Raw genomic sequence first — 25,241 nt, forward strand, 5'->3', positions numbered from 1 at the left:
TTTCGTCTTAGGCCGTGAACTGCCTCACTTCATCCGCGAAGCCACGTTTTCCCAATTCACGAGGTTGTTCAGGAAATTGTCCAAATAGGCAGGGCGCTTGTTGCGGTAGTCGATGTAATAAGAATGTTCCCACACATCACAGCCCAGAAGGGCTGTTTGACCAAAGCAGAGCGGGTTCACGCCGTTTTCGGTCTTGGTGACCTTGAGGCTGCCGTCTTTGTCCTGCACCAACCAGCACCAGCCCGCGCCAAACTGACCCGCGCCTGCGGCGGCGAAATCAGCCTTGAACTGATCAACCGAGCCAAAGCTGTCAACCAGTGCCTTTTCCAATTCCGATGGCATGGCCGATGACCCCGGCCCCATCATTTCCCAGAACTGCACATGGTTCCAATGCTGGCTTGCATTATTGAAGATGCCGTTTTGGGCCACAGCGCCTGCCTGATAGGTGCCTGTGATGATTTCTTCAACAGATTTGCCTTCCCATTCGGTGCCTGCAATCAGCTTATTGCCATTATCGACATAGGCCTTGTGGTGCAGGTCGTGGTGGAATTCCAATGTCTCGGCCGACATCCCCTTTGCGGCAAGCGCATCATGGGCATAGGGCAGGTCAGGAAGTGTAAAAGCCATGGGTTTATCCCCTCGTCTCGCGGTTTCAATTTCTAGACCACAGATGGAGGGCATCGCCCCCAAAGGTCAAGGGGGGGCAGATCAGAAATACCCCACCTCGCCGCCTTTTGCGCCAGAGACGCGCAGCAGGTCATGGACGTATTGCTTGACCGAACGAAACGCAAAAAGCCGTGCTGTTTTTGGATCGGTTAGCCAAACTGCGGCAGCGGCCTGTGCCACGCGACTGCGGCGCAATTCACCGACCCCAAAACTGTCGGGATGAAAATCTGCGGGCATCAATTTGGCCAAACAATCGCGCAATGCGCCCGCTGTGGGTGCGGTGATCTCAAACACCGCGCGCGCATCAGACATATCCAGCGCCAAATGATGCAGCTTGGCCAATTTCTTGTCCAAGGTGGCGACATGGGCCGCGCATTCCGCATAGGGGCAGAGGATCATCACCTCGTCATGTGACATCCATGCGACCCCATAGGCACCCTTCTCAAGGATTGCGCGCGGGGCGGGCATGGCAAGGCCTGTGATGGCCTTGACCGCTGTCGCCACTGTTTTCTGGGACAGATCTGCGCGCAAGGTGATCATACCTTGCAGCGGCAGTTCGCTGACGCTGACATAAGGTGTTAGGGTGCTGAGATCAGACATTTTGCTTCTCCCCCTCGGGATCAAAGAAGATGGTCGAACAAATCCGTGCCTTGATCTGACCACCCTTACCATCGGTGAGATTCACCACTTCGCCCATGCGATCAGGGCCATTATGGATCAGCGCCATTGCGATCCCGCGTTTTAGGGTTGGTGAATAATAGGTCGATGTCACCCGCCCTTGGACATTGTTCTGACCATTGGCGTTTTTGCCTGCGCGGATCACATAGGCACCATCTGGCAGAACCCCACCATCCAGCGTCTCAAGACCGACCAATTTCCACCGATCGGGATTATCCATGAAACTCCGCGCCTGTGCGCGTTTGCCCAAATAATCCTCTTTCTTTTTGGAAATCGCCCAATCAAGGCCCAAATCCTGTGGGATGACCGTGCCATCGGTTTCATCCCCGATCATGATAAAGCCCTTTTCGGCCCGCATGACATGCAGCCCTTCGGTGCCATAGGGGGTGATGTTCCATTCTGCGCCCGCCTCAATCAGGCTTTTCCAGAAATCCAATCCCTGACTTCCAGGGACAGCGATTTCAAAGGACAGCTCACCCGAGAAGGAAATACGGAACACCCGCGCCTCAAACCCGCCGATTTTCGCATCTGTCCACGCCATAAAGGGCAAGGCTTCTGCCGACAAATCCGTATCAGAGCCGAGCTTTTCCAACAGCTTGCGCGCATTTGGGCCAACCACGGCCACCTGTGCCCATCTTTCGGTCACATTGGCCGTGTATACCTTAAAGTCCCACCATTCGCATTGCAGCCAATCTTCCATATGCGCGTGGATGTGATCAGCCCCGCCTGTGGTGGTATGCACGAGGAACGTCTCTTCATCGAGACGGGCCACAACGCCGTCATCCATCAAAAAGCCGTTCTCATTGCACATAAGACCATAGCGGCAGCGGCCCGGTTTCAGGGTGCTCATCATATTGGTGTAGAGCATATCCATGAACCGCCCCGCATCAGGCCCTTTGACGATGATCTTGCCCAAGGTCGATGCATCAAGCAGACCAAGCGAGCCGCGGGTGGCATTGATCTCGCGGGTCACGGCTGCGTGGCGATCTTCGCCCGCCCGTGGATAGCAATAGGGGCGCCGCCACTGACCCACAGGCTCAAAATCGGCGCCATGTTCAACGTGCCAGTCAAAGATCGGGGTGCGGCGCAGCGGTTGGAACACCGCACCACGCGCCTCGCCTGCGATGGCCCCCATGGAAATGGGCGTATAGGGTGGGCGGAATGTGGTGGTTCCCACAGCAGGGATTTGCGCCTGAAGTGCATCAGCAAGCACCGCAAGGCCATTGATATTGCTTAGCTTTCCTTGATCGGTTGCCATGCCCAATGTGGTATAGCGTTTGGTATGCTCAACGCTTTCATAACCCTCGCGCGCGGCCAACTGAACGTCAGACACTTTCACATCGTTTTGGAAATCAAGCCACATTTTTGCGCGTTTCTGAATGGGTGCGCGGGCGGGCATGATCCAAATCGGGGCCAAGGCCCCCAATTCAGGCTCCACCACTTTAGGCAGGCGCGATTTCACCGCTTGGCCCGTGGCGGCCGCAACAGCCGCCTGCGCGGATTTCAAAGACGCAGCTGCGGTGGAATGCCCGTCTGCCGCCCCCGCAACGAAAACAAACCCTTCGCCATCATGGCTGAGCGGCGGGCGGGCGGGATCGGGTCGGAAACAGGCCTGTGCCTCATCCCAAATCAGCTTGCCACCGCAATGTGACCACAGATGCACCACAGGCGACCATCCGCCCGACATGCCGACCGCATCACAGGCGATGACCTCGCCCGTGCTGCCATCGCTGTCTTGCGCGCAGATTTTCACGCCCGTGACACGCTTGCCCCCTTGCGCCTCTGCAATGGCCATCCCCTGCTTGATCGCAATCCCCGCAGAACGGGCGGCTTCAATCAAATCGCCTGTCGCATCGGGGCGTGGGTCGATAACGGCTGCAACCTCAAGACCCGCCTCTTTGGCGACCAAAGCACTGCGATAGCCATCATCATTATTGGTGGCAATCACGATACGCTTGCCCGCAGCCACGCCATAATTGACGATGTAATCGCGCAGGGCGCTGGCCAACATCACGCCTGGAATATCATTGCCTGCAAAAGACAGCGGGCGCTCGATTGCACCTGTCGCGGTGATGATGCGTGCGGCGCGAATACGCCACAAGCGATGACGGGGGGCATCAAGGCTCGGCGCGTGATCCGTCACGCGCTCATAGGCCAAGGCATAGCCGTGATCATAGACCCCTGCCCCCATTGTGCGGGTGCGCAAGGTGACATTCTTCATCTTACCAAGGGCGGTCAATGTTGCGGTGATCCATTCATCCGCAGATTTACCGCCCAATTCGATCCCATCGACAGGGGCACGGCCACCCCAATGGGCGGTTTGTTCAACCAAAAGCACCCGCTTGCCTTGCTTGCCTGCGTCCAACGCAGCCTGAAGCCCTGCAATACCGCCGCCGATAATCAGCAGATCAACATGGGCGTAGAAATGCTCGTAACGATCTGCATCGCGATCTTTGGGGGCTTTGCCCAAACCCGCGGATTGACGGATAATGGGTTCAAACACATGTTTCCAAAACGGGCGCGGGTGAATGAATGTCTTGTAATAAAAGCCCGCAGGCAAGAACGGCGCGAGGTAATTGTTCACCACGCCGATATCGTTCTCAAGGCTCGGCCAGTGGTTTTGGCTTTGCGCCTCAAGTCCTTCGAACAATTCGGTGGTGGTCACGCGTTGGTTCGGCTCAAACCGCGCATCACGGCCCAAACCAACAAGCGCGTTTGGTTCTTCCGCGCCCGAGGCCACAATGCCACGCGGGCGGTGATATTTGAACGAGCGGCCCACCAACATCTGATCTTCCGCCAAAAGCGCAGAGGCCAGCGTATCGCCCGCAAGCCCGCGCATTTTCTGGCCGTTAAATTCAAAAGAAACCGTGCGGGCCTTGTCGATCAGACGGCCGCCTTGAGGCAAACGATGGCTCATGTCAGGCTCCAATCAGGGCGTTTTGCCTGTATCTTTGCAATAATCTCTTTGGGGGGTTCGGGCGTTTGTGCGCTATAGGTTCCAAACACCTCTAGGGTCGCGGTGCAGCGCGCCGCCAAGAACCATTTGCCACAGCCATATGTGTGCCGCCAACGTTCAAAATGCACGCCCTTTTGGTTGTGCCGCATGAACAAATAGCCTTCAAAATCCTCATCCGAAGATCCTGGGCCAAAGCGTTTGAGATGCGCCTCACCGCCTGGGGAAAGTTCAGTCTCATCGGCGGAGACACCGCAATAAGGGCAGGTCAAAAGCAGCATAGCTGAACCTCGCTTTGGTAAATCTTAAACATCAAGGCAGGCATCAATGCGCCACCCCTGCGGCCACGCTTTCATCAATGAAGCGGCCCTCGCGGAAGCGGTTTAAGCCGAACTCATCGGCCAAGGGTGAATGCCCTTTGGCCATAAGTTCCGCCATCGCCCAACCTGATCCGGGGATAGCCTTGAACCCGCCTGTGCCCCAACCGCAGTTGATGAAGCAATTCTCAACAGGGGTTTTCGAGATAATCGGGGAACGATCCCCCGTCATATCAACAATCCCCCCCCATTGGCGCAGCATCTTAAGCCGCGAAATCATCGGGAATGTCTCGACCAAGGCGCGCACTGTTTCCTCGATATGCTGGAAAGAGCCGCGTTGTGTGTAGTTGTTATAGCCATCCGCACCACCGCCAATGACCATTTCACCTTTGTCAGATTGGCTCATATAGCCATGCACCGTATTGGCCATAACCACCACATCCATGCAGGGCTTAATAGGTTCAGACACCAGCGCCTGCAGCGCAACCGATTCAATGGGCAGACGGAAGCCTGCCATGTCGGCCACATGGCTGGAATGACCCGCCACCACGATGCCCAATTTATTGCACCCAATGCGGCCCTTGGTGGTTTCAATCGCGCTGACCGCGCCATTTTCACGGTGGATGGCTGTGACCTCGCATTGTTGGATGATGTCCATCCCCATCGCGGAACAGGCCCGCGCATAGCCCCAAGCCACCGCATCGTGGCGCGCCGTGCCGCCGCGCGCCTGCCACAGACCGCCCAAAACAGGATAACGCGGCCCCTCAAGATGGATGATCGGGCAAAGTTCTTTGACCTCGCGCGGGGTGATGAAGCGTGTCTCAACGCCCTGCAGCGAATTTGCGTGTGCCGTGCGCAAATAGCCGCGCTTTTCATGCTCGGTCTGCGCCAACATGATCACGCCACGCGGGCTGAACATGATGTTATAGTTCAAATCTTGGCTCAGGGTTTCATAAAGGCTGCGCGATTTCTCATAGATCGCGGCAGATGGGTCTTGGAGATAGTTCGAGCGAATGATCGTGGTGTTGCGCCCCGTGTTCCCGCCGCCAAGCCAGCCCTTTTCAATCACCGCTACATTGGTGATGCCAAAATTCTTACCCAAGTAATAGGCCGTGGCCAAACCATGGCCGCCTGCGCCAATGATGATCGCGTCATACTGGGCCTTTGGTGTTGGGTTGCGCCACGCGCGCTCCCAACCTTGGTGATATCCCAATGCCTCTTTGACGATGGCAAAGACAGAATAGTGGCGCATGGCGAAAGACACTCCTGAAAACTTGCCCCTGTTTGGCCCTGTTCGGGACGCAAAAGGATACTGCGGGCGGCATATTTGCGCGCAAAAACGACCAGATGCAAAACGCAATTCCTGCATTTCTTGCCGCGCTTTGCGGGCCTGCGCAAGATGGTCGCGGCTTTGTGTCACGATTATGCTTTTGATCTGCGGGCCAAGGGCTTACATCTGAGCCAAGACGACATTCGCGGGAGAATAGGCTTGATGGTTTTCTGGATCGCAACTGCTGCAATTTCTGTGGCAGCTATCTTGATTTTGCTGCGTGCTTTTCTGCGCGGCGTATCCGCGACAACCCCAACCGAAGCCTATGATGTGCAGGTCTATCGCGACCAATTGCAGGAACTTGAGCGCGATGAAGCGCGTGGCGTGCTATCGCCGCAAGATGCAGAACGCGCCCGCGCCGAAGTTTCACGCCGCCTGATTGAGGCAGATCGCGCCCTGCAAGCGGCCCAAGAGGCGGGAACGGGCCTCGCCAATGGCAAGGTTTTGATCCCTGTGGGTTTGGTTGCGACATTGGCCCTTGCGGTTTTGGTCTATGCGCAATTGGGGGTGCCCAATTATCCAGATATGCCGATTGCAACCCGCATTGAACGGATTGAAGAAAATCGCGCCACCCGCCCCTCACAGGCCGAGGCGGTGGCCGAGGCTTCGGTGTCGGCCCGCCCTGCCATCCCCGAAAACCCAGAACTTGAGGCCTTGGTTGAACGTTTGCGCGCGATAATGGCCGAGCGGCGCGATGATCCAACAGGATGGCGCCTCTTGGCGGAAAACGAGTTGCGCCTTGGCAATTTCGAGGCTGCCGTTGCCGCGCAAGAACAGCTTGTCGGCCTGCTTGCCCCAGAAACCCCCGAGGGTGTGGCCGCAAGGGCCAATCTGGCCGAAATGATGATTTTGGCGGCGGGCGGGTATGTTTCACCCGAGGCTGAGGCCGTGTTGACCGACACCATCGCGCAAGAGCCGCGCAATGGAACCGCGCGCTATTACATGGGCCTCATGTATGCCCAAGGGGGGCGCCCTGATCTGGCTTATACAATCTGGCGCACTCTTTTGGCCGAAAGCACGCCTGATGCGCCATGGCTTGAACCCATCCGCTTGCAGATTGAAGAAGTGGCCTTTCTTGCGGGTGATCCCATCAATGTGGATGACCTGCCTCAACCCCGCCGTGAAGACGCCCCTCTTCGCGGCCCCGATGCCGCGCAAATGGAAGCCGCAGGTCAAATGAGCGCCGAAGATCGCGCTGCAATGATTGAAGGCATGATTGGCAATTTATCGGCCCGTTTGGCCAATGAGGGTGGCACTGTTGAAGAATATGCACAGCTGATTACGGCCTTGGGGGTTCTGGGCCGCCTTGATGAGGCGCGCACAATTCTGGCTGAGGCGCGCGCAAATTTTGCGGGCCAAGACGGCGCTGCGGCAGTGCTCGACAATGCCGAGGCAGGCCTGCCCCAATGACCGAGGGTTTTGTCGACCTTCACGACTTTGCAGCGGCCACCCCGCCGCCTGCCGCGATTTTGGGTTTGGATTTTGGCACCAAAACCATTGGCATTGCCATCAGCGATTTGTTCCAAAGCGTTGCAACCCCGTTGGTCACAATCAAGCGCGAGAAATTCACCCAAGACGCCGCAGAATTGGCGAAACTGGTGGCGGCACGCGATATTCGCGGCCTCATCCTTGGCCTGCCCCGCAATATGGATGGCAGCGAAGGCCCCCGCGCCCAATCAACCCGCGCTTTTTTGCGCAATATCGGCCGATTTGAGGGGCTGTCGCATTTGCCCGCCGCGTTTTGGGATGAAAGATTATCCACTGTGGCCGCAGAAAGGGCGCTTTTAGAGGCGGATACGTCCCGAAAACGTCGCGCCGAGGTGATTGATGCGGTCGCCGCAAGCTATATATTGCAAGGATCACTGGATCGCATGCGGGTAATCCGCAGCGCAGAATAGAGGCAGGGCAGGCAATGGTGGATGAGGTTTGGTCGCGCGAAGAAATCGCTTCGCCTTGCATAAAAATCTGCCTTGTTCATCCGACCGAACGGATTTGCACAGGATGCTATCGCACGATTGATGAAATCAGCACATGGGGCCGCAAGTCACCCGAAGAACGCGCGGACATCATGAAAGCCCTGCCAAGCCGCGCAAATCTTTTGAGCAAGCGCCGTGGCGGGCGCGCGGCACGGGTGCAGAGCTAGGCAGGCTCACGCATCATCTGCATCGCGCGCGCAATCACCTTGGGGCTTGCATCGGCTGTTTGTGCCTCGGTCGACAAAATACGCCGCCATGCGCGCGCGCCAGGCTGCCCCGCAAATAGCCCCAAAATATGACGCGTCACATGATGCAACCGCCCGCCTTGCGCGATATGACGCTCGGCATAGGGGATCATCGCCTCGGCCACCTCATGCGCCGACAGCACTGTGCGCGGGTCATCAAAAACCACTGCATCCGCGTGGCCCAAGATCACATAAGGGCTATGATAGGCCGCGCGCCCAACCATCACCCCATCAAGACCATCCCTAAGGTGGGATGCGACCGCGTCTAGATCCTCAACACCGCCATTGATTGATAGATGCAGGTTCGGAAATTCTTCCTTCATGCGCCGCACCAAGGCGTAATCAAGCGGCGGGATGGTGCGGTTTTCCTTGGGGCTTAGCCCCTCAAGCCACGCTTTGCGTGCATGAATTGTCAGACGCCTGACCCCTGCCTCTGCCATCTGTTTCAAAAATGCGGGCAAAATTTCGGCGGGGTTTTGATCATCCACCCCGATGCGGCATTTCACAGTCACCTCGACAGTCGCAGCATCCTGCATGGCCCGCACGCAATCCGCAACAAGCTGTGGGGTCTTCATCAAAACCGCCCCAAAACACCCTGATTGCACCCGATCAGACGGGCACCCCACATTGAGATTGATCTCATCATACCCATAGGGCGCAGCAATTTTCACCGCCTGCGCCAATTCAGAAGGATCAGAGCCCCCCAATTGCAGCGCAACGGGATGCTCGGCCGCATCATAGGTCAAATGCCGTGCAGCCTCCCCATTCACCAAAGCGGCGGAGGTCACCATTTCGGTATAAAGCAAAGCGTGACGCGACATCAGACGATGGAAATAACGACAATGCCGATCCGTCCAATCCATCATGGGCGCCACGCTGAGGCGGGCATTGTGGGTGAGGGTCTGGGTCACATCATTACCGCGTTGGTGGTGGGGCCTACCAATATGCGGGGTTTCGCAAGGCAGGCGCGCAGGTTGCGGGGCCTTCTAGCGGTAAAATCGGGGCCTTTGTCAAGGATTGTTCAATCCACCCTTGCGGTTGGCTTAACGGGTAAGGTGCGGGCAAAACCACAGGGTCAATGGCCGCAAACCCCGTCTTTCCGTAAAACGCAGGGTCACCATATGTGACCACGATATCGCCCACCAACTGTGAAAGGGCGTAGGCAATCAACCCCTGCCCCACGCCCTGCCCCTGATGGTTTGGCAATACCGCCATTGGCGAGAGTAAGAACACAATCCTACTCGTCTGCGGAAAATAGAGCCGCGTGAAAATCACCGCGCCCACGCACAGATCGCCCTCATGGGCGGCAAAGGCTGCAATGTCATTTTCTGGGGTAGTTTTGATCAAGTCAGCGGCCAGTGTTGATACAAATCCCCCCTCCTCCGCCCCTTCAGAGGCGGTGAAGCTTTTCAAAAACACATCCGCAAAAGCGGCGGGATCAGGATTTATGGCACGGCTATGCTGCATGTCTGGCAGAGTTAGCATCGGCCATCACGAACTCAAGCCAAAATGCGACTTTGCCCTCTGGGCTTGGCAAGTTCGGCATTTCCCCCTAAAACCCGCCCGAACAGCAGAGGGGCGCACCGGCCCCTCACGGCCAAAATCAACGCTTGATCACGCTGATCGGACATGACCCCGCCTTGGCATTCCAAGGCCGGCAAGGGACTAGATTTGATGATATCTCTCGCGCATTACCGCCATGAATGGACGCATAATATCCGTGGCGATCTTTTGTCAGGATTGGTTGTGGCCTTGGCCCTGATCCCTGAGGCAATCGCCTTTTCCATCATTGCAGGTGTTGACCCCAAAGTAGGGCTTTACGCCAGTTTCTCCATCGCGGTGATTTGCGCAATCACAGGCGGGCGGCCTGGCATGATTTCGGCGGCCACCGCCGCCACCGCCGTTTTGATGGTGACATTGGTGCGCGATCACGGGCTGCAATATCTCTTGGCGGCCACTGTTTTGGCGGGCCTTTTGCAAATCATGGCGGGTCTTTTGCGGCTTGGCTATGTGATGCGCTTTGTTTCAAAATCCGTCATGACGGGCTTTGTGAACGCCTTGGCCATTTTGATCTTCATGGCGCAATTGCCCGAACTTGACCCGCGCAATGTACCGATTTTGACCTATCCCTTGGTCGCGGCGGGGCTTGCGATCATCTATCTATTTCCGCGCCTGACGCGGGCTGTTCCATCACCCCTTGTCACGATCATCGTGTTGACGGCGCTATGTGTCTTCATGGGGTGGGATGTGCGCACTGTAGGCGATATGGGGCAATTGCCTGACACGCTGCCCGTATTTTTGATCCCTGATATCCCGCTGACTTTTGAAACATTGCAGATCATTTTCCCGTATTCACTCGCCGTTGCGGTTGTGGGCCTGTTGGAAAGCCTGATGACCCAGCAGATTGTGGATGATCTGACCGACACAGCGTCAGATCGCAATCAAGAATGCATCGGCCAAGGTCTGGCCAATTCTGCCACCGGGTTCATCGGCGGGATGGCGGGCTGCGCCATGATTGGGCAGTCGATTATCAATGTAAAATCAGGCGGGCGGGGACGGCTTTCGACCTTTGTGGCGGGAATTTTCTTGTTGATTCTCTGCGTCTCGCTTGGTGACATCGTGGCGATTATCCCCATGCCCGCCTTGGTCGCGATTATGATCATGGTGTCGATTGGCACATTTTCATGGTCATCCATCACCAATTTGCGCGAGCATCCCAAATCCTCCTCTATCGTGATGTTGGCAACCGTGTTCTTTGTGATTTACACGCACAACCTTGCAATTGGCGTTTTGGTTGGGGTGCTTCTGTCTGGCATTTTCTTTGCGTGGAAAATCTCGCAGCTCTTTCGCGTTACATCGAGCATCACGGCCGATGGACGCCATCGCAACTATCGGATTGAAGGCCAGCTTTTCTTTGCCTCCTCCGAAGATTTTATGAAGGCCTTTGATTTCCGAGAAGCCTTAGATCGTGTCACCATTGATCTGACCCATGCCCATATCTGGGATATTTCATCCGTAGCCGCCTTGGATATGGCGATTTTGAAATTCCGCCGCGAGGGTGCTGAGGTTGAGGTCATCGGCCTAAACGAGGCCTCAGAGACCATCGTTGATAAACTTGCCATTCATGACAAACCAGGCGCTTTGGATGCGCTGACGGGCCATTAAGGGGATTGTGTGATGACCGATAAACCAAACCTGATGGCGCTTGTGGATGCCTCGGCCTATTCCGAAAGCCTGTGCCATTACGCAGCATGGATCGCGGGGCAGAACGCGTGGAAGGTCAAGCTTTATCACATCTTAGGTCGCCGGTCGGGGCATGATCGGGGAGATTATAGCGGCGCAATTCGACTTGGTGCGCGCAGCCGCCTTTTGGCCGAGCTGTCACAAATGGACGAAGCCCGCGCGAAATTGGCCCAAGAGCAAGGCCGCGCTGTGCTAGAGGATGCCGCTGCCCTTATCAGCGCCGAGGGGGTCGAGGTCGAAACCCGCCTGCGGCAGGGGGATCTTGTCGATACGGTGGCTGACAAAGAACAAGCGGCTGAAATGATCATGATCGGCAAACGTGGCGAGGCTGCAAGCCACGCCATGGCGCATTTGGGGTCAAACCTAGAACGGATTTTGCGCAGCGCGCACCGCCCCGTCTTAATCGCCAATCGCAGCTTTGCCCCTATTTCTAAACTTTTGATCGCATTTGATGGTGGGGTCTCTGCCACAAAGGCAGTCGATTATGTCGCCACTTTGCCCGCGTTTTCAAAGCGCGCCGTCACTTTGGTTTTTGCGGGAACACCAAGCGCCGAACAGATCACGGCGCTTGAGGCGGCAAAAAATCGTCTGACCGCGGCAGGCATGGGCGCTGACATCCTGATCGAGGCGGGCGAGCCCGAGCACCTGCTTGCGCGGCTCTGTGACAGTGACAGCAGCAGTGGCGCTGCCCATGATCTCTTGGTGATGGGGGCCTATGGCCACAGCCGTGTGCGCCAATTGATGATCGGTTCAACCACCACGCAGATGATCCAATCCTGCAAGGCCCCCGTTTTGGTCATGCGGTAACGCCCTCTCACATGGGTGTGAGGGAAAGAAATAAGACTAGGCGCGCGCGGAATTCTTCGTCAAAAGCGGTGAAACGCTGTCGAATGAGGCTAAGGGGACCACGATGAAAAAACGCGCTATAGCCGCATTTTTGGTGGTGCTGATTGTCTTAGGGTTTTGGGCTCTATCCGCGCTTGATTTATCCCTAGAGGGGCTGCGCGGCTTTGTGGATGGCGCGCAAATGTGGCGCGACCAAAATGCAGGGGTTTTATGGGGCCTCTATTTCCTGATCTATGTGGCGGTCACCGCGCTGTCTTTGCCTTTGGCGGTTTGGATGACCTTGGGGGCTGGCGCAATTTTCGGCTTTTGGTCGGCGTTGTTGATGGTGTCCTTTGCCGCATCCCTTGGGGCGACCTTGGCCTTTCTCACCGCCCGCTATCTGGCGCGGGATTGGGTTATGGCCCGATTTGGCGCGCGGCTTGAGGGCGTCAATCGCGGGCTTGTACAAGATGGGGCCTTTTACCTCTTCACCTTGCGCCTTGTGCCGATTGTGCCCTTTTTCGTTGTTAATCTAGTGATGGGCCTATCGCCGATGAAGGCCTTGACCTTTTACGGAGTAAGCCAACTGGGGATGCTTGCAGGAACGGCCGTTTATGTGAACGCAGGGACGCAATTGGCAACAATCACAGCCGTTGCTGATATTCTGTCGCCCGCGCTGATTGGATCTTTTGCAGCGCTTGGCCTTTTTCCATGGATTGCAAAATTTGCGATTGCGCGCACCAAACGCTATCGCGCCTATCGCCCCTATACGCGCCCTGCCCGTTTTGATCGCAATCTGATCGTGATTGGCGCAGGCGCAGCTGGTCTTGTTTCGGCCTATATCGCCGCTGCAGTCAAGGCCAAGGTCACCTTGGTTGAGGCCGGAGAAATGGGGGGGGATTGCCTCAATTTTGGCTGCGTCCCCTCTAAGGCATTGATCAAATCCGCCAAGCGCGCCCATGACATTGCCCATGCCGAGGAATATGGCCTCATCGCAGCGCCCCCCAAGGTGGACTTCTCGCGCGTCATGGCCCGCATTCATGAGGTGATTGAAACCATCGCGCCCCATGACAGCGTAGAGCGTTACGAGGGTTTGGGGGTCGAAGTGATCAAAGGCTATGCCCGCATCCGTGACCCTTGGCATGTTGAGATCACGCAAAATGATGGCAGCGTCACAACCTTATCCACCCGCGCGATCATCGTGGCCACGGGCGCATCCCCGACCATCCCCCCCATCAAGGGCCTGTCCGAAGTGCCCTATCTGACCTCTGACACATTATGGTCAGAGATGAAAACCCGTGACACCGCCCCACAATCCATGGTGGTTTTAGGGGGTGGGCCGATTGGCTGCGAATTGGCGCAAAGTTTCGCACGGCTTGGGGTTCAGGTCACACAAATCGAACGCGCGCCGCGGCTTTTGGCGCGCGAAGATGAGGAGGTCAGCGCCGCCCTTCTTGCCGCGATAGAGGGCGATGGGGTTGCCGTCAAAACAAGCTCAACGGCGCAATCCGTGAGCCGTGCGGGTGATCAGATTGCCGTGGAAATCGAAGGGCCAGAGGGCCGTGAGGTGATCCTGGCCGATGATCTTTTGGTGGCAGTCGGGCGCAGCCCGCGCCTAACAGGGTTTGGCCTTGAGGAACTGGGGATTGTCACAGATCGCAAGGTCGACACGAATGACTATTTGCAAACCCTTTTCCCCAATATCCTCGCCGCAGGCGATGTCGCAGGCCCTTATCAATTCACCCATACGGCAAGCCACGAGGCCTATTACGCCGCCGTAAACGCGCTGTTTGGGGATATTAAGCGCAGCAAAGCCGATTATCGCACTATTCCTTTTGCAATTTTCACCGATCCCGAAATCGCCCGCGTTGGCCTGTCCGAAAGTGAGGCCCAAACCAAGGGCGTGGCTTATGAGGTCACGCGCTATGATCTCGATGATCTTGACCGCGCCATTGCCGATGGCACCAGAAAGGGGTTTGTAAAGGTGCTGACCGCAAAAGGCAGTGATCGCATTCTTGGGGCCACGATTATCGGGGCCGAGGCGGGAAATCTCTTGGCCGAATTCACCTTGGCCATGAAACACGGGCTTGGGCTGAACAAAATCTTGGGCACCATTCACATTTATCCAACCCTCGCAGAGGCGAATAAATATGTCGCAGGGAATTGGCGCAAAGCACGCGTGAACCCCCGCGCCCTTACGCTGCTGCAGCGGTTTCACGACTGGAGGCTCGGAAAATGATCGATGCCCGCCTATTGCCCCTACAACGCCGCCTGACCCGCCCCTTTGCCGAAGCTTTGTATAAGGCCAATATCAGTGCAGATCAGATCAGTTTGTTTGGCTTTGCTCTGGGGCTGTGCGCCCTGCCTGCGCTTGCAATGGGGCACTTTGGGTTGGGTCTTATGTTCATCCTGCTCAACCGCCTTTGTGACGGGTTGGATGGGGCTGTGGCGCGGATCGCGGGGCCAACAGATCGAGGCGCGTTTTTGGATATCGCGCTTGATTTTCTCTTTTACGCGAGCATCCCAATTGGGTTTGCGCTCTTCGACCCGACTCGCAACGCCCTGCCTGCTGCGCTCTTATTGGCCAGTTTCATTGGTACGGGCGTGTCATTTATGGCTTATGCGGTGATTGCCGCGAAACGCGGGTTGCATTCTTCAGCCTTTCCGCAAAAAGGGTTCTATTACTTGGGCGGCCTGACCGAAGGGGCCGAAACAATTGCCGCATTTGTGGTCTTTTGCCTTTTCCCCATGGCCTTCCCTGCCTTTGCGTTTATTTTTGCAGCGGCCTGCGCCATTACAACACTCACCCGCCTCATCGCGGCATGGGTGGCTTTTTCACCGAACACGCATTGAGAGAGAGACCTCATGATCAAACGCCTTTTGCCGATACTGGCCCTTATGATGGCTACACAAACCCATGCGCAAACATGGCAAGAGACAGTGGATGCCGCGCGCGGGCAGACTGTGTATTGGCATGCTTGGGGCGGTGATCCACGCACGAACAGCTATATTGATTGGGTCGATGCGCAGATGCAGGCGCGGTTTGGTATCGCGGTCGAGCATGTGCCGCTGACCGACACGGCAGAGGCCGTGACAAGGGTTCTCTCAGAACGTGCCGCAGGTCAGAACACGGGCGGCGCGGTTGATCTGATCTGGATCAACGGCCCAAATTTTCTAGCGATGAAAGAGCAAGATTTGCTGTTTGGCCCCTTTGTTCAACGCCTGCCAAATGCGCGCTTTGTTGACCTGTCGCCTGATGCGCCTGCATCGGTTGATTTTACCGTTCCCGTTGATGGGCTAGAGGCCCCATGGCGCTTGGCCAAATTTGTGTTCATCCATGACAGCGCCCGCGTTCCGAACCCGCCACACTCTATGGGCGAATTGCTTGATTGGGCGCGTGACAATCCCGGCCGCTTTACCCATCCCGATCCTGCCAATTTCATGGGGGCCAGTTTTCTAAAACAGGCTTTGATCAGTTTGGTTGATACCCCCGCCATCCTGCAAAACCCTGTGAGCGAGGCGGATTATGCCGCCCTCACTGCCCCCCTTTGGGCATGGTATGATGCCTTGCGCCCCTTGATGTGGCGGGAGGGTGAAACATTCCCTGAAAACGAGTCGATCCAAGCGCGCCTTTTGAACGATGGCGAAATCGATATCACCATGTCCTTTGACCCAAGCTATGCGGCAGCGGCCATCAATTTGGGGCTTTTGCCCGACACGGCCCGCGTTTTTGTGCCCGAGGGGGGAACGCTTGGAAATATCAGTTTTGTGGCGATCCCCTATAACGCGGCCCATGTTGACGGGGCGCAGGTTGTGGCAGATTTCCTGTTATCGCCCGAAGCGCAGGCGCATATGCAAAATATCGACAATCTCGGCGCGTTTTCCGTGCTTGACCCCGCGCTGATGGATGCCGAAGCGGCAGCGTTTTTTGCAGACCTTCCACAAAGCCCCGCCTTGCCCGAACTGGCCGATCTGGGGCCAACCTTGCTTGAACCCCATGCCAGCTGGATGACCGCCATCGCTGAAGATTGGGCGGCGCGCTACGCACGCTGATGGGGCGTGGCGCATCTATCGGTGTGTTCAGCGCGGCGGCGGCCTTGGTCTTGGCCCCGATTGTCGCGGGCTTTGCCATTGGCCTTGTGGCCAGTTTGGGCTTTTTCCCCGCGATTGGCGCAGATCACCTGACATTTGCGCCCTATCAGCGCTTGATGGCGGTGCCCGAGTTTTGGGGCGCGCTTGGTCTGTCGCTGCAAACAGGGGGGGTGGCCACGGCCATCTCACTGTTGCTTGCGCTGATCTTCGTGGCGCAAGGCGGGGGGGAAAGCCGTATCTTAGCCCCACTATTGGCCATTCCCCACGCTGCAATCGCCCTTGGCCTTGCATTCTTGATTGCGCCTTCGGGGTGGATCATGCGCGCGCTTACGCCCCTTTTGGGCTTTGAGCGCCCCCCAGATCTGGCCTTGGTGAATGATCCTGCGGGGTTTGCATTGATCCTTGGCTTAGTGATCAAAGAAACCCCCTTTTTGGTCATCGCTATCGCCAGCGCCATGGCGCAATTGCCCGTGACCCGCACGCGCCAAATCGGGGCAAGCCTTGGCTATGGCACGCTGCGCATTTGGGCGCTGCTGATCTTGCCGCAGCTTTACCCGCTGATCCGACTGCCTGTGATGGTAGTGTTGGCTTACGGGCTATCTGTGGTGGATATGGCCTTGATCTTGGGGCCGAATGCGCCGCCAACCTTCGCCGTCTTAGTCACGCGCCTGTTCATCGCGCCTGATTTGACGCTGCTATTGCCCGCATTTGCGGGGGCTATGGTTCAAATCGCACTGATTGCCTTGGCCTGTCTCAGCCTATGGTTATGTGAGCGCGGCATGATGCGACTTGCCAAGGCCGAGGCGCGCATGGGGCGGCGTGGGGGAACGCGGATACCCCTGTCATGGACCACGCCCCTGCCGCGCGGGATCATGGGGTTGGGTCTGCTCGGCATTGTGGGCTTGCTTTTGTGGTCGATCACATGGCGTTGGGTTTGGCCTGATGTTTTTCCACAATCCCTATCCCTCAGGGCATGGCAAAGCGGCGATTGGGCTGCGCCCCTTCAGACAAGCCTTGAGATCGCAGTGATCAGTCTGACAATCGCAACACCGCTTGCGCTTCTGACACTCGAGGCGGTGGATCATTTGCCCAACAAATTGGCGAAACCTATCCTTTTGCCGCTGATATACACCCCGCTGTTGATGCCCCAAATTGGGTTTCTTTATGGGGTGAATATTGCCGCGCTGAAACTTGGCATCACGGCAGGGGTGGCGCCCGTGATTTGGGCGCATATTTTGTTCGTTTATCCCTATATTTTGTTGATGCTGCTCGATCCGTGGCGCGCACTAGATCGCAGGGTTTCACAGGCGGCAGCCGCACTTGGCGCAGGGCCGTGGCGGCGGTTTTTCGCTGTGAAACTTCCCTTGATGCTTCGGGCAATCATGGTGGCCATGGCAGTTGGCTTTGCCGTTTCCATTGCGCAATATCTGCCGACCCTCTTTGTGGGCGGCGGCAGGGTTGCTACGATCACCACTGAGGCGGTCACGCTCGCCTCAGGCGGGGATCGCAGGATCACAGGGGTTTATGGCAGCCTTCAGGCCGCGCTGCCCCTGTTGGTCTATCTGCTGGCCTTCTTGACCCCGCGCTATGTTTGGCGCAACAGACGCGCGATGCAAGCGAGGGTGACTTGAGCCTAGAGATCAGAGACCTAAGCCTCAGCATTGGGAAACGGAGGCTGTTTCAGCCCCTCAGCCTGAGTGTTGCGCGTGGCGAGGTTGCCACGATCATGGGGCCATCTGGCATCGGAAAATCCACCCTTTTGGCGGCGATCGCAGGCCATCTTGATCCATCCGTCACGGCGACTGGTCATATGACCCTTGAGGGGCAAGACCTAGCCGCCCTTACCCCCGAAACACGCGGGGTGGGCATGATTTTTCAAGATCCGTGCCTTTTTCCCCATCTCAGCCTTGGTGACAATCTTGCCTTTGGTCTGCGGGCAAGCGCCGACCGCACCGCGCGCCGCGCAGGCATAGAGGCAGCCCTTGAGACAGCGGGCCTTGCAGGCCTCTATGAGGCAGACCCAGACACCCTTTCAGGCGGCCAAAAATCCCGTGCCAGCCTGATGCGCAGCCTCTTGGCAGAGCCGCGCGCGCTGTTGATGGACGAGCCTTTTTCCGCCTTGGACATGGAATTGCGAGATGAGATGCGCCGCTTTGTTTTTGCACATATCCGCGCGCGCAATATTCCTGCGGTTTTGGTCACACATGACCCCGCGGATGCAGAGGCCGCGCACGGCCCCTGCTGTCAGTTACAGCGAGATTAGATCACGTCTAGCTCTGCCTTAAGGTCGCCCATCTCTGCGCCCCCTGACATCAAGCGGCGCATTTCCTTGTCACCGATCTCGGTAGCGGTGCCCGCCCCAATCGTTTTACCAAGCGCAAGGAACGTGTAGCGATCCCCCACCAGACGCGAATGGATTTCGTTATGCGTGATGAAAATAATCGCAATATCCCCGCGTGCGCGGACGCGTTTGATTGTTTTCAAAACACCCATCTGCTGACGCTGACCAAGCGCTGATGTTGGTTCATCCAAGATCAGAACCTTGGCCCCGAAATAAATCGCGCGCGCAATCGCCAATGTCTGACGCTGACCGCCCGACATTGTGCCAACCGCCTGCGTGGGGTCAGAGAAATCAATACCGATTTTCAGCATCTCATCATGCGCAATCTTGTTCATTTCATTCATGCGCAAGCTGCCAAGCGGCCCCGTCAATTCACGACCCATAAAGAAATTACGGGTGACGCTCATCAACGGGTTCAGGGCCAAATCCTGATACACTGTGCCAATGCCAGCCGCAGAGGCATCCCGCGGCGAGCGGAAGGTAACAGGTTTCCCTTCGATATAGATTTTGCCTTCGGTGGGTTGGTGAACACCTGCAAGGGTTTTAATCAGGGTCGATTTACCCGCCCCGTTATCCCCCAACAGGCAATGCACCTCACCTGGAAAGACCTCAAGGTCAACGCCACCGAGGGCCGTGAAAGGGCCAAAGCGTTTGACCAGATTTTCTACGCGAAGATATGGTTCAGCCATGGTTAAATCCCTCCCGTGATACGCTTGCGGATACGCTCATTGGCGAAAACCGCAGCAAGCAGGATACCGCCAAGGAAAACGCGGAACCATGCGCCATCGATAGCAGGAATGAAGAACACCGCATTCGCCACAAGGCCAACGGTGATCGCCCCAAAGACCACGCCAAGGATGGATCCAAACCCGCCCGTCATCAGTGTGCCACCTACAACCGCGATGGCAATCGCGAACAATTCCATCAAATTGCCTTTGGCGGCATCTGATGTGTTGGTGTCATACACCTGACATGCGGCAAACATCGTGGCGCAAAAGGCGGTGAACATGAACAGGCCCACTTTTACCTTGTCGACTGGCACACCATTGGCGCGCGCGGCCTCTTTGTTGTCGCCTGTCGCGTAAATCCAGTTGCCGATTTGGGTGCGGCTGAGCACGAAATAAGACACGCCCGCGATCACAATCCACCAGAAAAACCGCGCGTCAAACCCGTGAACCCATTGTTCGCCATTGCGGTTAAGATTACCGCCAAGCGCGAACCAAATATCATAGAACCACCCGAACACCTCGCCGCCCATGATGTCGGCGAACCAGCTTTCCAGTTTGAAATCTTGCAAACCCGAGATTTGGGTCGATTGGTTGATCAGGCGGAAGCAAACTTCGGTAACCCCGCGCAAGAAAAACAAAAACGCCAAGGTCACAATGAAGCTCGAGAGGCCAGATCGCACAACGATCATGCCAATCACCCAACCGATCCCTAATGTCATCGCAAGGGTGATGAAAAACGCTGCGGCAGGGGTTGCTTCGCCCAGACCAAAGGGCAAACCCCATTTCAGCATCATCGCCATCGACATGCCCGCAAAGCCAATCATCGAACCGATTGACAGGTCAAATTCGCCTGCAATCATCAACACAGCGGCCCCCGTGGCAATGATCCCATATTGGGCAATAATCGCGATGTTATTTTTCAGACCCAAGGGGTTAAACGCCTTACCATCCGAGGCAATCGCCAAGGCCGCAATGATGATAATCATCACCACGAAAGAGCCGATCTCGGGACGGCGTAAGATTTTTTGAAAGGCAGTTTCTTGTTGAAGCCTGTTCGCTTCGCTTCGATCGGCCATATCTCACATCCTGTTTTTATTTGGATTTTGAGGGTGAAAACAGGCGGGAAATCCCGCCTGTTTCAAGTCTCGACTGATCACAAAACTTAGCGATCGATGCCTGCGAGTGCAGAAACCGATGCCGCGTTGGATGCATCCACAAAGCCTGGGCCAGATGGGATGTTCGCACCAGGCAACAGGCCTGCGCCTGTGTTGTAGAGGTGCAGGACGATCACAGGCATGTAGCCCTGCAGACGCTGCTGCTGGTCGATTGTGAAGGCCGCATCACCTGCTTGGATCATGTCCATCACGCCAGGGGAAAGGTCGAAACATGCCAAATGCACGTCTGCGCCAACTTCCTTGATCGCGCGGTTTGCCGCTTCACAGACATGTGGGCCAACAGCCAAAACGCCATCGATGGATGCGTCTGCCTGCAGCGCCGCTGCGGTGCGGGTTTCGATCTGTGCAGGGTCGTTTGACACGTCAATCATCTTCAGATCGCCGCCGATACCTTCAAAGTAGCCTGTGCAACGATCCACAAGCGCGGTGTTGAACGCTTCTTGGTTCAAGCAAAGCCCGTTGGTCACGCCTTCTGCTGCTGCGCGCTCACCGGCCTTTTGACCTGCCAAACGCTCTGGCTGACCTACGTGCATCAATGCACCCAGCTCTGCAGATGCTTCGAGGCCCGAGTTCATGGTGATCACAGGGATACCATCGGCAACAGCGGAACGAATTGCTGGCCCGAGCGCGTCTGCGTCAGGCAGCGATACGATGATTCCATCGGGCTGCGTTGCTGCTGCGGCTTCGATCAGCTGCGCCATTGCAGCCATGTCGCCAGATACGTCAAAGTTATATTCAAGGGTCGCACCTACAGCCTCGGCTGCATCACGGCCACCCTTTTCCACCACAGGCCAGAACGGGTCTGTGCCCTGCGTGTGGGTGATCATAACATAACGCTCAGCATGTGCCGCACCTGCCATCAAAGCAGCTGCTGCAGCGGTGAGAATAAGTTTTTTCATGGTCTTCCTCCCAAGTTATATGCTCCGAAGAGCTGTTATTCTGCGCTTATGGCAGAATTCTTTGAAACACCTACGGGCGCGCCCTCATGCTTGGCCCCTCCTCATGGCACCAATGCATGGGCAGGCGCAGGTGCCTGTCCATCATACCCGCCCCAGACAGATTGATCGAAATGAATGACAGAGCCCGTCATCATCCCGCTATCGTCTGACGCCATCCACAAAACTGCTTTTGCCACCTCCACCGGGTCAAGCAGTCTTCCGTAAGGTAATTCTTTTGCGGCGCGATCAAGGGCGCCTGCATCTCCCGTCTCCGCCTCTTGCAAGGCACGTTCGCCATCGGAGTTCATCCATCCGATATCCAATTGGTTCACCCGCACCCCATTGCGCATGAGGGCAAAGCCCGCATGGCGGCTCAGCGTGGCAAGCGCACCCTTTGACACCGCGTAAGGCGCAAGAAACGGTTGCCCTACCCGCGAAGATGCGGATCCAATATTGACGATGCTGCCTTTGACACCTGCCTCTTGCATCAGCAAAACGGCGTCTTGCATCAAGAAAAACGGCGCACGGGTGTTAACCGCAATCATCTTGTCAAACAGCGCGGCGTTGGTGTTCAGCAGATTGCCACGATCGGTCATGCCTGCCGCATTGACCAAAATATCCACGCGGCCAAAATGCGCCTTGGCTGCGGGAATAATACCACGCACCGCATCCAAATCGGCCAGATCCGCGCCCACAACGTGGCATGGGGTGCCAAATTCGCCCGCGATTTCATCGCAAACGCGCTGACCTTTAGCGCTATCACGACCGACCAGAATAAGCCCCTCGGCCCCCGCTTGTGCGAATACGCGCGCAATCGCGGCCCCAAGACCTTGGGTTGCGCCCGTTATGACGGCAATTTTTCCGTCAATACGGTTCATCCAATGACCTCATAATGCGCCTGCGCCATGACATCCATCAGGGTCTTATGCCCCGTGATGGCCATTTCCTTCGGCGGATTTGGTTTGGGGTCTTGTTCGGCTTCGATCACGAACCAACCCTCATATCCATGGCCTGCAAGCGCTGAAACAATCGCATGAAAATCTAAATCCCCATCCCCTGGCACTGTGAAGGCCCCCTTAACAACAGCATCAAGAAAGCTTTCGCTGCTTCGGTCAAGGGTGTTTATCACATTTTTCCGAATATCCTTCGTATGCACATGGGTTATCCGCGCGTGATGATTGTCGATGACGCGCAGATTATCCCCGCCAGCAAAGGCCATATGCCCCGCATCAAACAGCAGCGGAACCGAGGAATGCTTCATAAACAAATCAAGCTCAGACTCGGTTTCGACCACAGCGGCCATGTGATGATGATAGGAAATCGGCATCCCTTGGGCCGCGCACCAATCGGCAAAATCCGACATCTTGCGCCCGTAGGCGGCCATCTCGGCCTCGCTAATCACTGGCTTTTGCGCCAAAGGCACTTCGCGCTTACCCTGCACAGATCGCGCTGTTTCCCCGTAGACGATGCACGGCGCGCCTGCGGCTTTGAAAAACGCCATTTGCTCTGCAATGCGATCTTTCTCGCGCTCGATATCCCCATCAAGCAATTCACCCGAAAACCAACCGCCACAAACCGAGATCCGATAGCGATCCAAGATCGGGCCTAAAACCGCCATATCCATTGGAAAGCGGCGGCCTGTTTCCATGCCGCTAAACCCTGCCTCGGACGCTTGGGCCAGACATTCCTCTAGGCTGACGTCATCTGACAATTCAGGCAGGTCGTCATTCCACCATGCAATCGGGGCAATGCCCAATTTGGCCTTCAACATGAGGTTTACACTCCAATCCGCTGTTTTTTGCGGAATTCTTCTTGCCCCTTGCGGGCGGCTTGAACGCTTTCACGGGGGCTGACTTCGGGCACGCCGACATACCAATCCGCGCCGCCATCTGTCCAAGTATAGGCATCAGAGGCGATTGAAATCACGGTTGTCGCATCGGTGGTCTGTGCCCATTCCATCGCGGCCTCTAGATCAGCAAGGCTGTCACAATGGCGCGCATAGGCCCCCATGGCCTCGGCATGTTTTGCAAAATCAACATGGCGCACATTGGCAGGGTCTTTCACGCGGCAATCCTTGAGCAGGTTGTTGAACCCTGCCCCGCCCGTATTGGTCTGCAAACGATTGATCACTGCATAACCACCGTTGTCGCAGACGATAACAATCATCTTATGGCCTGAGATCACCGAGGAATGGATGTCGGAATTCATCATCATATAAGACCCATCCCCGACCATGACGATGGGTGTGCCTTTGCTGCCTGCCATCGCCATCGCGTGGCCCCAGCCCCCTGCAACCTCATAGCCCATGCAGGAATAGCCGAATTCACAATCATAGGTGTGCGGTGCTTTGCAGCGCCAATTTTTGATCGTTTCACCGGGCAAGCCGCCTGCGGCTGTCACCATCACATCTTCGGGGCGCGCCATGCGGTTCACAACACCGATGACCTGCGCATAGGATGGCACGGCCTGGTTTGTGGGCGCTTGGCCCTTGTCCAAGAAATCATTCCACTCGGCATACCATTTTTGCGCCTGCGCCATACGGGCAGACGGGGCAGACCAATCGCCTAATTGCGCATCAATCTCGGTGATCGCCTCAAGCGCATCCCCCACAACGGCCTGTGCGCGGTGCTTCTGCGCATCAAACCGCGCGGCGTTGATATTGATAAACCGCGCATCCTTCGGGAATGTTGTCCATGATCCTGTCGTGAAATCCTGCAGACGGGTGCCAATGGCAATCACCACATCCGCCGTTTCGGCCAATTGCCGCGCGGCCTCGGTGCCCTCAATCCCCATTGGGCCTGCATAGGCAGGGTTGTCATGCACAACGCCGCCCTTGCCCGCAATGGTTTCAGCCATGGGGATACCACGGCGCTTCGCGAAATCAGCCACCGCGGCCTCGGCCCCAGAATAGCGCACCCCACCCCCCGCGATGATGAAGGGATTCTTCGCGGTTTTCAGGATCTCGACCGCCGCCTCGACCTGATCGCGCGAGGGGCGTGGGCGGGCGATAGTCCAAACCTTCCGTTCGAAAAACGCCTCTGGATAATCATAGGCCAATTCCTGCGTGTCTTGCGGCAGACCAAGGAAGGCCGGCCCACAATCCGCAGGGTCTAGCATCGTGGCCACAGCCGCAGGCAAGGATTGGATGATCTGCGCAGGATGGGTGATCCGATCCCAATAGCGCGTCACAGCGCGGAAACTGTCGTTCACCGTGATGCTTGGATCCCCGAAATGCTCGACCTGCTGCAACACAGGATCGGGCAAGCGGTTCACATAGGTGTCGCCCGACAACAACAAGACGGGCAAGCGGTTGGCATGCGCAACACCCGCAGCGGTGACCATATTCGTGGCCCCTGGCCCGACAGATGAGGTCGCGACCATGATCTGACGGCGTTTCTTTGCTTTGGCATAGGCAATCGCGGCCAAGGCCATGGATTGTTCATTTTGCCCGCGCCATGTGGGGAGCTGATCTTGAACGCGCTCTAGCGCCTCGGCCAAGCAGGTTACGTTACCGTGGCCAAAGATCCCGAACACCCCTGCAAACAGCGGCACCTCCTCGCCATCAATGATGGTGAATTGATTAACCATGTAGCGCACGATTGCCTGCGCCATAGTTAGACGCACAGTGCCGTTTGCACTTGCTCGGTTACTCATACCAGCACCCCTCCCCTGGGCTAGATTCGTCCTCACACGAAATGTATATTGACAAAAAAATTTTTATGCAACGATCATTG

General features: G+C 56.6%; 23 protein-coding genes. 10 read left to right on the forward strand and 13 right to left on the reverse strand.

The genetic code is table 11. The features are described from left to right. Positions 1–24 precede the first annotated feature (24 nt). From RYZ18_RS01900 to RYZ18_RS01920, 5 genes are all read right to left on the reverse strand, one after another. Entirely contained in the window at positions 25–627 is a 603-nt protein-coding gene (locus RYZ18_RS01900; RefSeq protein ID WP_317654688.1) for a superoxide dismutase, read from the reverse strand. An 81-nt stretch (positions 628–708) separates the two neighbouring features. After that, entirely contained in the window at positions 709–1,266 is a 558-nt protein-coding gene (locus RYZ18_RS01905; protein WP_317654689.1) for a sarcosine oxidase subunit gamma, read from the reverse strand. After that, positions 1,259–4,261: a sarcosine oxidase subunit alpha family protein gene (locus tag RYZ18_RS01910; RefSeq protein ID WP_317654690.1), complete on the reverse strand. Its 3,003-nt coding sequence runs from the start codon at positions 4,259–4,261 to the stop codon at positions 1,259–1,261. Before RYZ18_RS01910 ends, RYZ18_RS01905 begins: the two co-directional genes overlap by 8 nt. Beyond that, positions 4,258–4,578 carry a sarcosine oxidase subunit delta gene (locus RYZ18_RS01915; RefSeq protein ID WP_317654691.1) on the reverse strand — a complete coding sequence of 107 codons (321 nt, stop codon included), beginning with the start codon at positions 4,576–4,578 and terminating at the stop codon, positions 4,258–4,260. The genes RYZ18_RS01910 and RYZ18_RS01915 overlap by 4 nt, the downstream gene beginning before the upstream one ends. Before the next feature lie 43 nt (positions 4,579–4,621). Beyond that, positions 4,622–5,866 (reverse strand): sarcosine oxidase subunit beta family protein, encoded by a 1,245-nt coding sequence (locus RYZ18_RS01920; protein ID WP_317654692.1) that lies wholly within the window; start codon positions 5,864–5,866, stop codon positions 4,622–4,624. 147 nt (positions 5,867–6,013) lie between these two features. On the opposite strand from RYZ18_RS01920, the gene ccmI reads away from it, so the two are divergent. The 3 genes from ccmI to RYZ18_RS01935 are packed head-to-tail and all read left to right on the forward strand — an operon-like array spanning position 6,014 to position 8,087. Beyond that, the gene (gene ccmI, locus RYZ18_RS01925; RefSeq protein WP_317654693.1) at positions 6,014–7,354 is read left to right on the forward strand and encodes a c-type cytochrome biogenesis protein CcmI; all 1,341 of its coding nucleotides are present in this window, start codon (positions 6,014–6,016) and stop codon (positions 7,352–7,354) included. Further along, entirely contained in the window at positions 7,351–7,842 is a 492-nt protein-coding gene (ruvX, locus tag RYZ18_RS01930; RefSeq protein ID WP_317654694.1) for a Holliday junction resolvase RuvX, read from the forward strand. Before ccmI ends, ruvX begins: the two co-directional genes overlap by 4 nt. A gap of 14 nt (positions 7,843–7,856) precedes the next feature. Beyond that, positions 7,857–8,087 carry a DUF1289 domain-containing protein gene (locus tag RYZ18_RS01935; RefSeq protein WP_317654695.1) on the forward strand — a complete coding sequence of 77 codons (231 nt, stop codon included), beginning with the start codon at positions 7,857–7,859 and terminating at the stop codon, positions 8,085–8,087. On the opposite strand, the gene dusA is transcribed toward RYZ18_RS01935, so the two are convergent. Both dusA and RYZ18_RS01945 read right to left on the reverse strand, forming a co-directional pair. After that, positions 8,084–9,076 carry a tRNA dihydrouridine(20/20a) synthase DusA gene (gene dusA, locus RYZ18_RS01940; RefSeq protein ID WP_317654696.1) on the reverse strand — a complete coding sequence of 331 codons (993 nt, stop codon included), beginning with the start codon at positions 9,074–9,076 and terminating at the stop codon, positions 8,084–8,086. The two genes, RYZ18_RS01935 and dusA, sit on opposite strands and share 4 nt — an antisense overlap. A 25-nt stretch (positions 9,077–9,101) precedes the next feature. Then, positions 9,102–9,650 (reverse strand): GNAT family N-acetyltransferase, encoded by a 549-nt coding sequence (locus tag RYZ18_RS01945; RefSeq protein WP_317654697.1) that lies wholly within the window; start codon positions 9,648–9,650, stop codon positions 9,102–9,104. Positions 9,651–9,839: 189 nt separating this feature from the next. On the opposite strand from RYZ18_RS01945, the gene RYZ18_RS01950 reads away from it, so the two are divergent. The 7 genes from RYZ18_RS01950 (at position 9,840) to RYZ18_RS01980 (ending at position 18,588) form a co-directional block, all read left to right on the forward strand. After that, entirely contained in the window at positions 9,840–11,330 is a 1,491-nt protein-coding gene (locus RYZ18_RS01950; RefSeq protein WP_317655790.1) for a SulP family inorganic anion transporter, read from the forward strand. Positions 11,331–11,342: 12 nt separating this feature from the next. Next, positions 11,343–12,215: a universal stress protein gene (locus tag RYZ18_RS01955; protein WP_317654698.1), complete on the forward strand. Its 873-nt coding sequence runs from the start codon at positions 11,343–11,345 to the stop codon at positions 12,213–12,215. A 103-nt stretch (positions 12,216–12,318) separates the two neighbouring features. After that, positions 12,319–14,472: an FAD-dependent oxidoreductase gene (locus tag RYZ18_RS01960; protein WP_317654699.1), complete on the forward strand. Its 2,154-nt coding sequence runs from the start codon at positions 12,319–12,321 to the stop codon at positions 14,470–14,472. After that, positions 14,469–15,086 (forward strand): CDP-alcohol phosphatidyltransferase family protein, encoded by a 618-nt coding sequence (locus tag RYZ18_RS01965; RefSeq protein WP_317654700.1) that lies wholly within the window; start codon positions 14,469–14,471, stop codon positions 15,084–15,086. The genes RYZ18_RS01960 and RYZ18_RS01965 overlap by 4 nt, the downstream gene beginning before the upstream one ends. A 12-nt stretch (positions 15,087–15,098) precedes the next feature. Continuing rightward, positions 15,099–16,286: an ABC transporter substrate-binding protein gene (locus RYZ18_RS01970; protein ID WP_317654701.1), complete on the forward strand. Its 1,188-nt coding sequence runs from the start codon at positions 15,099–15,101 to the stop codon at positions 16,284–16,286. Beyond that, positions 16,286–17,956 (forward strand): ABC transporter permease, encoded by a 1,671-nt coding sequence (locus RYZ18_RS01975; RefSeq protein WP_317654702.1) that lies wholly within the window; start codon positions 16,286–16,288, stop codon positions 17,954–17,956. Before RYZ18_RS01970 ends, RYZ18_RS01975 begins: the two co-directional genes overlap by 1 nt. Then, complete coding sequence (locus tag RYZ18_RS01980; protein ID WP_317654703.1) at positions 17,953–18,588, forward strand: ATP-binding cassette domain-containing protein; 636 nt, start codon at positions 17,953–17,955, stop codon at positions 18,586–18,588. Before RYZ18_RS01975 ends, RYZ18_RS01980 begins: the two co-directional genes overlap by 4 nt. Here the strand turns inward: RYZ18_RS01980 and RYZ18_RS01985 are convergent. The 6 genes from RYZ18_RS01985 to iolD all read right to left on the reverse strand — a co-directional run bounded on the left by RYZ18_RS01985 (position 18,585) and on the right by iolD (position 25,161). Then, the gene (locus RYZ18_RS01985) at positions 18,585–19,355 is read right to left on the reverse strand and encodes an ATP-binding cassette domain-containing protein (protein WP_317654704.1); all 771 of its coding nucleotides are present in this window, start codon (positions 19,353–19,355) and stop codon (positions 18,585–18,587) included. The two genes, RYZ18_RS01980 and RYZ18_RS01985, sit on opposite strands and share 4 nt — an antisense overlap. Before the next feature lie 2 nt (positions 19,356–19,357). Next, positions 19,358–20,470, reverse strand: a complete 1,113-nt coding sequence (locus RYZ18_RS01990) for an ABC transporter permease (RefSeq protein ID WP_317654705.1) — start codon at positions 20,468–20,470, stop codon at positions 19,358–19,360. An 86-nt stretch (positions 20,471–20,556) separates the two neighbouring features. Then, positions 20,557–21,468, reverse strand: coding sequence for a sugar ABC transporter substrate-binding protein (locus RYZ18_RS01995; RefSeq protein WP_317654706.1), 912 nt, complete (start codon positions 21,466–21,468; stop codon positions 20,557–20,559). Positions 21,469–21,569: 101 nt separating this feature from the next. Further along, on the reverse strand, positions 21,570–22,385 hold the full coding sequence (locus tag RYZ18_RS02000; protein WP_317654707.1) for an SDR family oxidoreductase: 816 nt from the start codon (positions 22,383–22,385) through the stop codon (positions 21,570–21,572). After that, positions 22,382–23,278: a myo-inosose-2 dehydratase gene (gene iolE, locus RYZ18_RS02005; protein WP_317654708.1), complete on the reverse strand. Its 897-nt coding sequence runs from the start codon at positions 23,276–23,278 to the stop codon at positions 22,382–22,384. The genes RYZ18_RS02000 and iolE overlap by 4 nt, the downstream gene beginning before the upstream one ends. 5 nt (positions 23,279–23,283) lie before the next feature. After that, on the reverse strand, positions 23,284–25,161 hold the full coding sequence (gene iolD / locus RYZ18_RS02010) for a 3D-(3,5/4)-trihydroxycyclohexane-1,2-dione acylhydrolase (decyclizing) (RefSeq protein WP_317654709.1): 1,878 nt from the start codon (positions 25,159–25,161) through the stop codon (positions 23,284–23,286). Between the last annotated feature and the right edge of the window lie 80 nt (positions 25,162–25,241).

Origin of the sequence: Roseovarius sp. 10 (assembly GCF_033100315.1) — a bacterium.
Lineage (GTDB): Bacteria > Pseudomonadota > Alphaproteobacteria > Rhodobacterales > Rhodobacteraceae > M30B80.

What these genes read in the sequence shown, in the direction of transcription:
- ruvX (WP_317654694.1), top strand. Translation starts at nt 7,351, where the DNA reads ATGACCGAGGGTTTTGTCGACCTTCACGACTTTGCAGCGGCCACCCCG.
- RYZ18_RS01905 (WP_317654689.1), bottom strand. Translation starts at nt 1,266, where the DNA reads ATGTCTGATCTCAGCACCCTAACACCTTATGTCAGCGTCAGCGAACTG.
- RYZ18_RS01965 (WP_317654700.1), top strand. Translation starts at nt 14,469, where the DNA reads ATGATCGATGCCCGCCTATTGCCCCTACAACGCCGCCTGACCCGCCCC.
- RYZ18_RS01995 (WP_317654706.1), bottom strand. Translation starts at nt 21,468, where the DNA reads ATGAAAAAACTTATTCTCACCGCTGCAGCAGCTGCTTTGATGGCAGGT.
- RYZ18_RS01915 (WP_317654691.1), bottom strand. Translation starts at nt 4,578, where the DNA reads ATGCTGCTTTTGACCTGCCCTTATTGCGGTGTCTCCGCCGATGAGACT.
- RYZ18_RS01960 (WP_317654699.1), top strand. Translation starts at nt 12,319, where the DNA reads ATGAAAAAACGCGCTATAGCCGCATTTTTGGTGGTGCTGATTGTCTTA.
- RYZ18_RS01970 (WP_317654701.1), top strand. Translation starts at nt 15,099, where the DNA reads ATGATCAAACGCCTTTTGCCGATACTGGCCCTTATGATGGCTACACAA.
- RYZ18_RS01950 (WP_317655790.1), top strand. Translation starts at nt 9,840, where the DNA reads ATGATATCTCTCGCGCATTACCGCCATGAATGGACGCATAATATCCGT.
- ccmI (WP_317654693.1), top strand. Translation starts at nt 6,014, where the DNA reads ATGGTCGCGGCTTTGTGTCACGATTATGCTTTTGATCTGCGGGCCAAG.
- iolD (WP_317654709.1), bottom strand. Translation starts at nt 25,161, where the DNA reads ATGAGTAACCGAGCAAGTGCAAACGGCACTGTGCGTCTAACTATGGCG.
- RYZ18_RS01935 (WP_317654695.1), top strand. Translation starts at nt 7,857, where the DNA reads ATGGTGGATGAGGTTTGGTCGCGCGAAGAAATCGCTTCGCCTTGCATA.
- RYZ18_RS01910 (WP_317654690.1), bottom strand. Translation starts at nt 4,261, where the DNA reads ATGAGCCATCGTTTGCCTCAAGGCGGCCGTCTGATCGACAAGGCCCGC.
- RYZ18_RS01985 (WP_317654704.1), bottom strand. Translation starts at nt 19,355, where the DNA reads ATGGCTGAACCATATCTTCGCGTAGAAAATCTGGTCAAACGCTTTGGC.
- RYZ18_RS01920 (WP_317654692.1), bottom strand. Translation starts at nt 5,866, where the DNA reads ATGCGCCACTATTCTGTCTTTGCCATCGTCAAAGAGGCATTGGGATAT.
- RYZ18_RS01945 (WP_317654697.1), bottom strand. Translation starts at nt 9,650, where the DNA reads ATGCTAACTCTGCCAGACATGCAGCATAGCCGTGCCATAAATCCTGAT.
- iolE (WP_317654708.1), bottom strand. Translation starts at nt 23,278, where the DNA reads ATGTTGAAGGCCAAATTGGGCATTGCCCCGATTGCATGGTGGAATGAC.
- RYZ18_RS01900 (WP_317654688.1), bottom strand. Translation starts at nt 627, where the DNA reads ATGGCTTTTACACTTCCTGACCTGCCCTATGCCCATGATGCGCTTGCC.
- RYZ18_RS02000 (WP_317654707.1), bottom strand. Translation starts at nt 22,385, where the DNA reads ATGAACCGTATTGACGGAAAAATTGCCGTCATAACGGGCGCAACCCAA.
- RYZ18_RS01975 (WP_317654702.1), top strand. Translation starts at nt 16,286, where the DNA reads ATGGGGCGTGGCGCATCTATCGGTGTGTTCAGCGCGGCGGCGGCCTTG.
- RYZ18_RS01990 (WP_317654705.1), bottom strand. Translation starts at nt 20,470, where the DNA reads ATGGCCGATCGAAGCGAAGCGAACAGGCTTCAACAAGAAACTGCCTTT.
- RYZ18_RS01955 (WP_317654698.1), top strand. Translation starts at nt 11,343, where the DNA reads ATGACCGATAAACCAAACCTGATGGCGCTTGTGGATGCCTCGGCCTAT.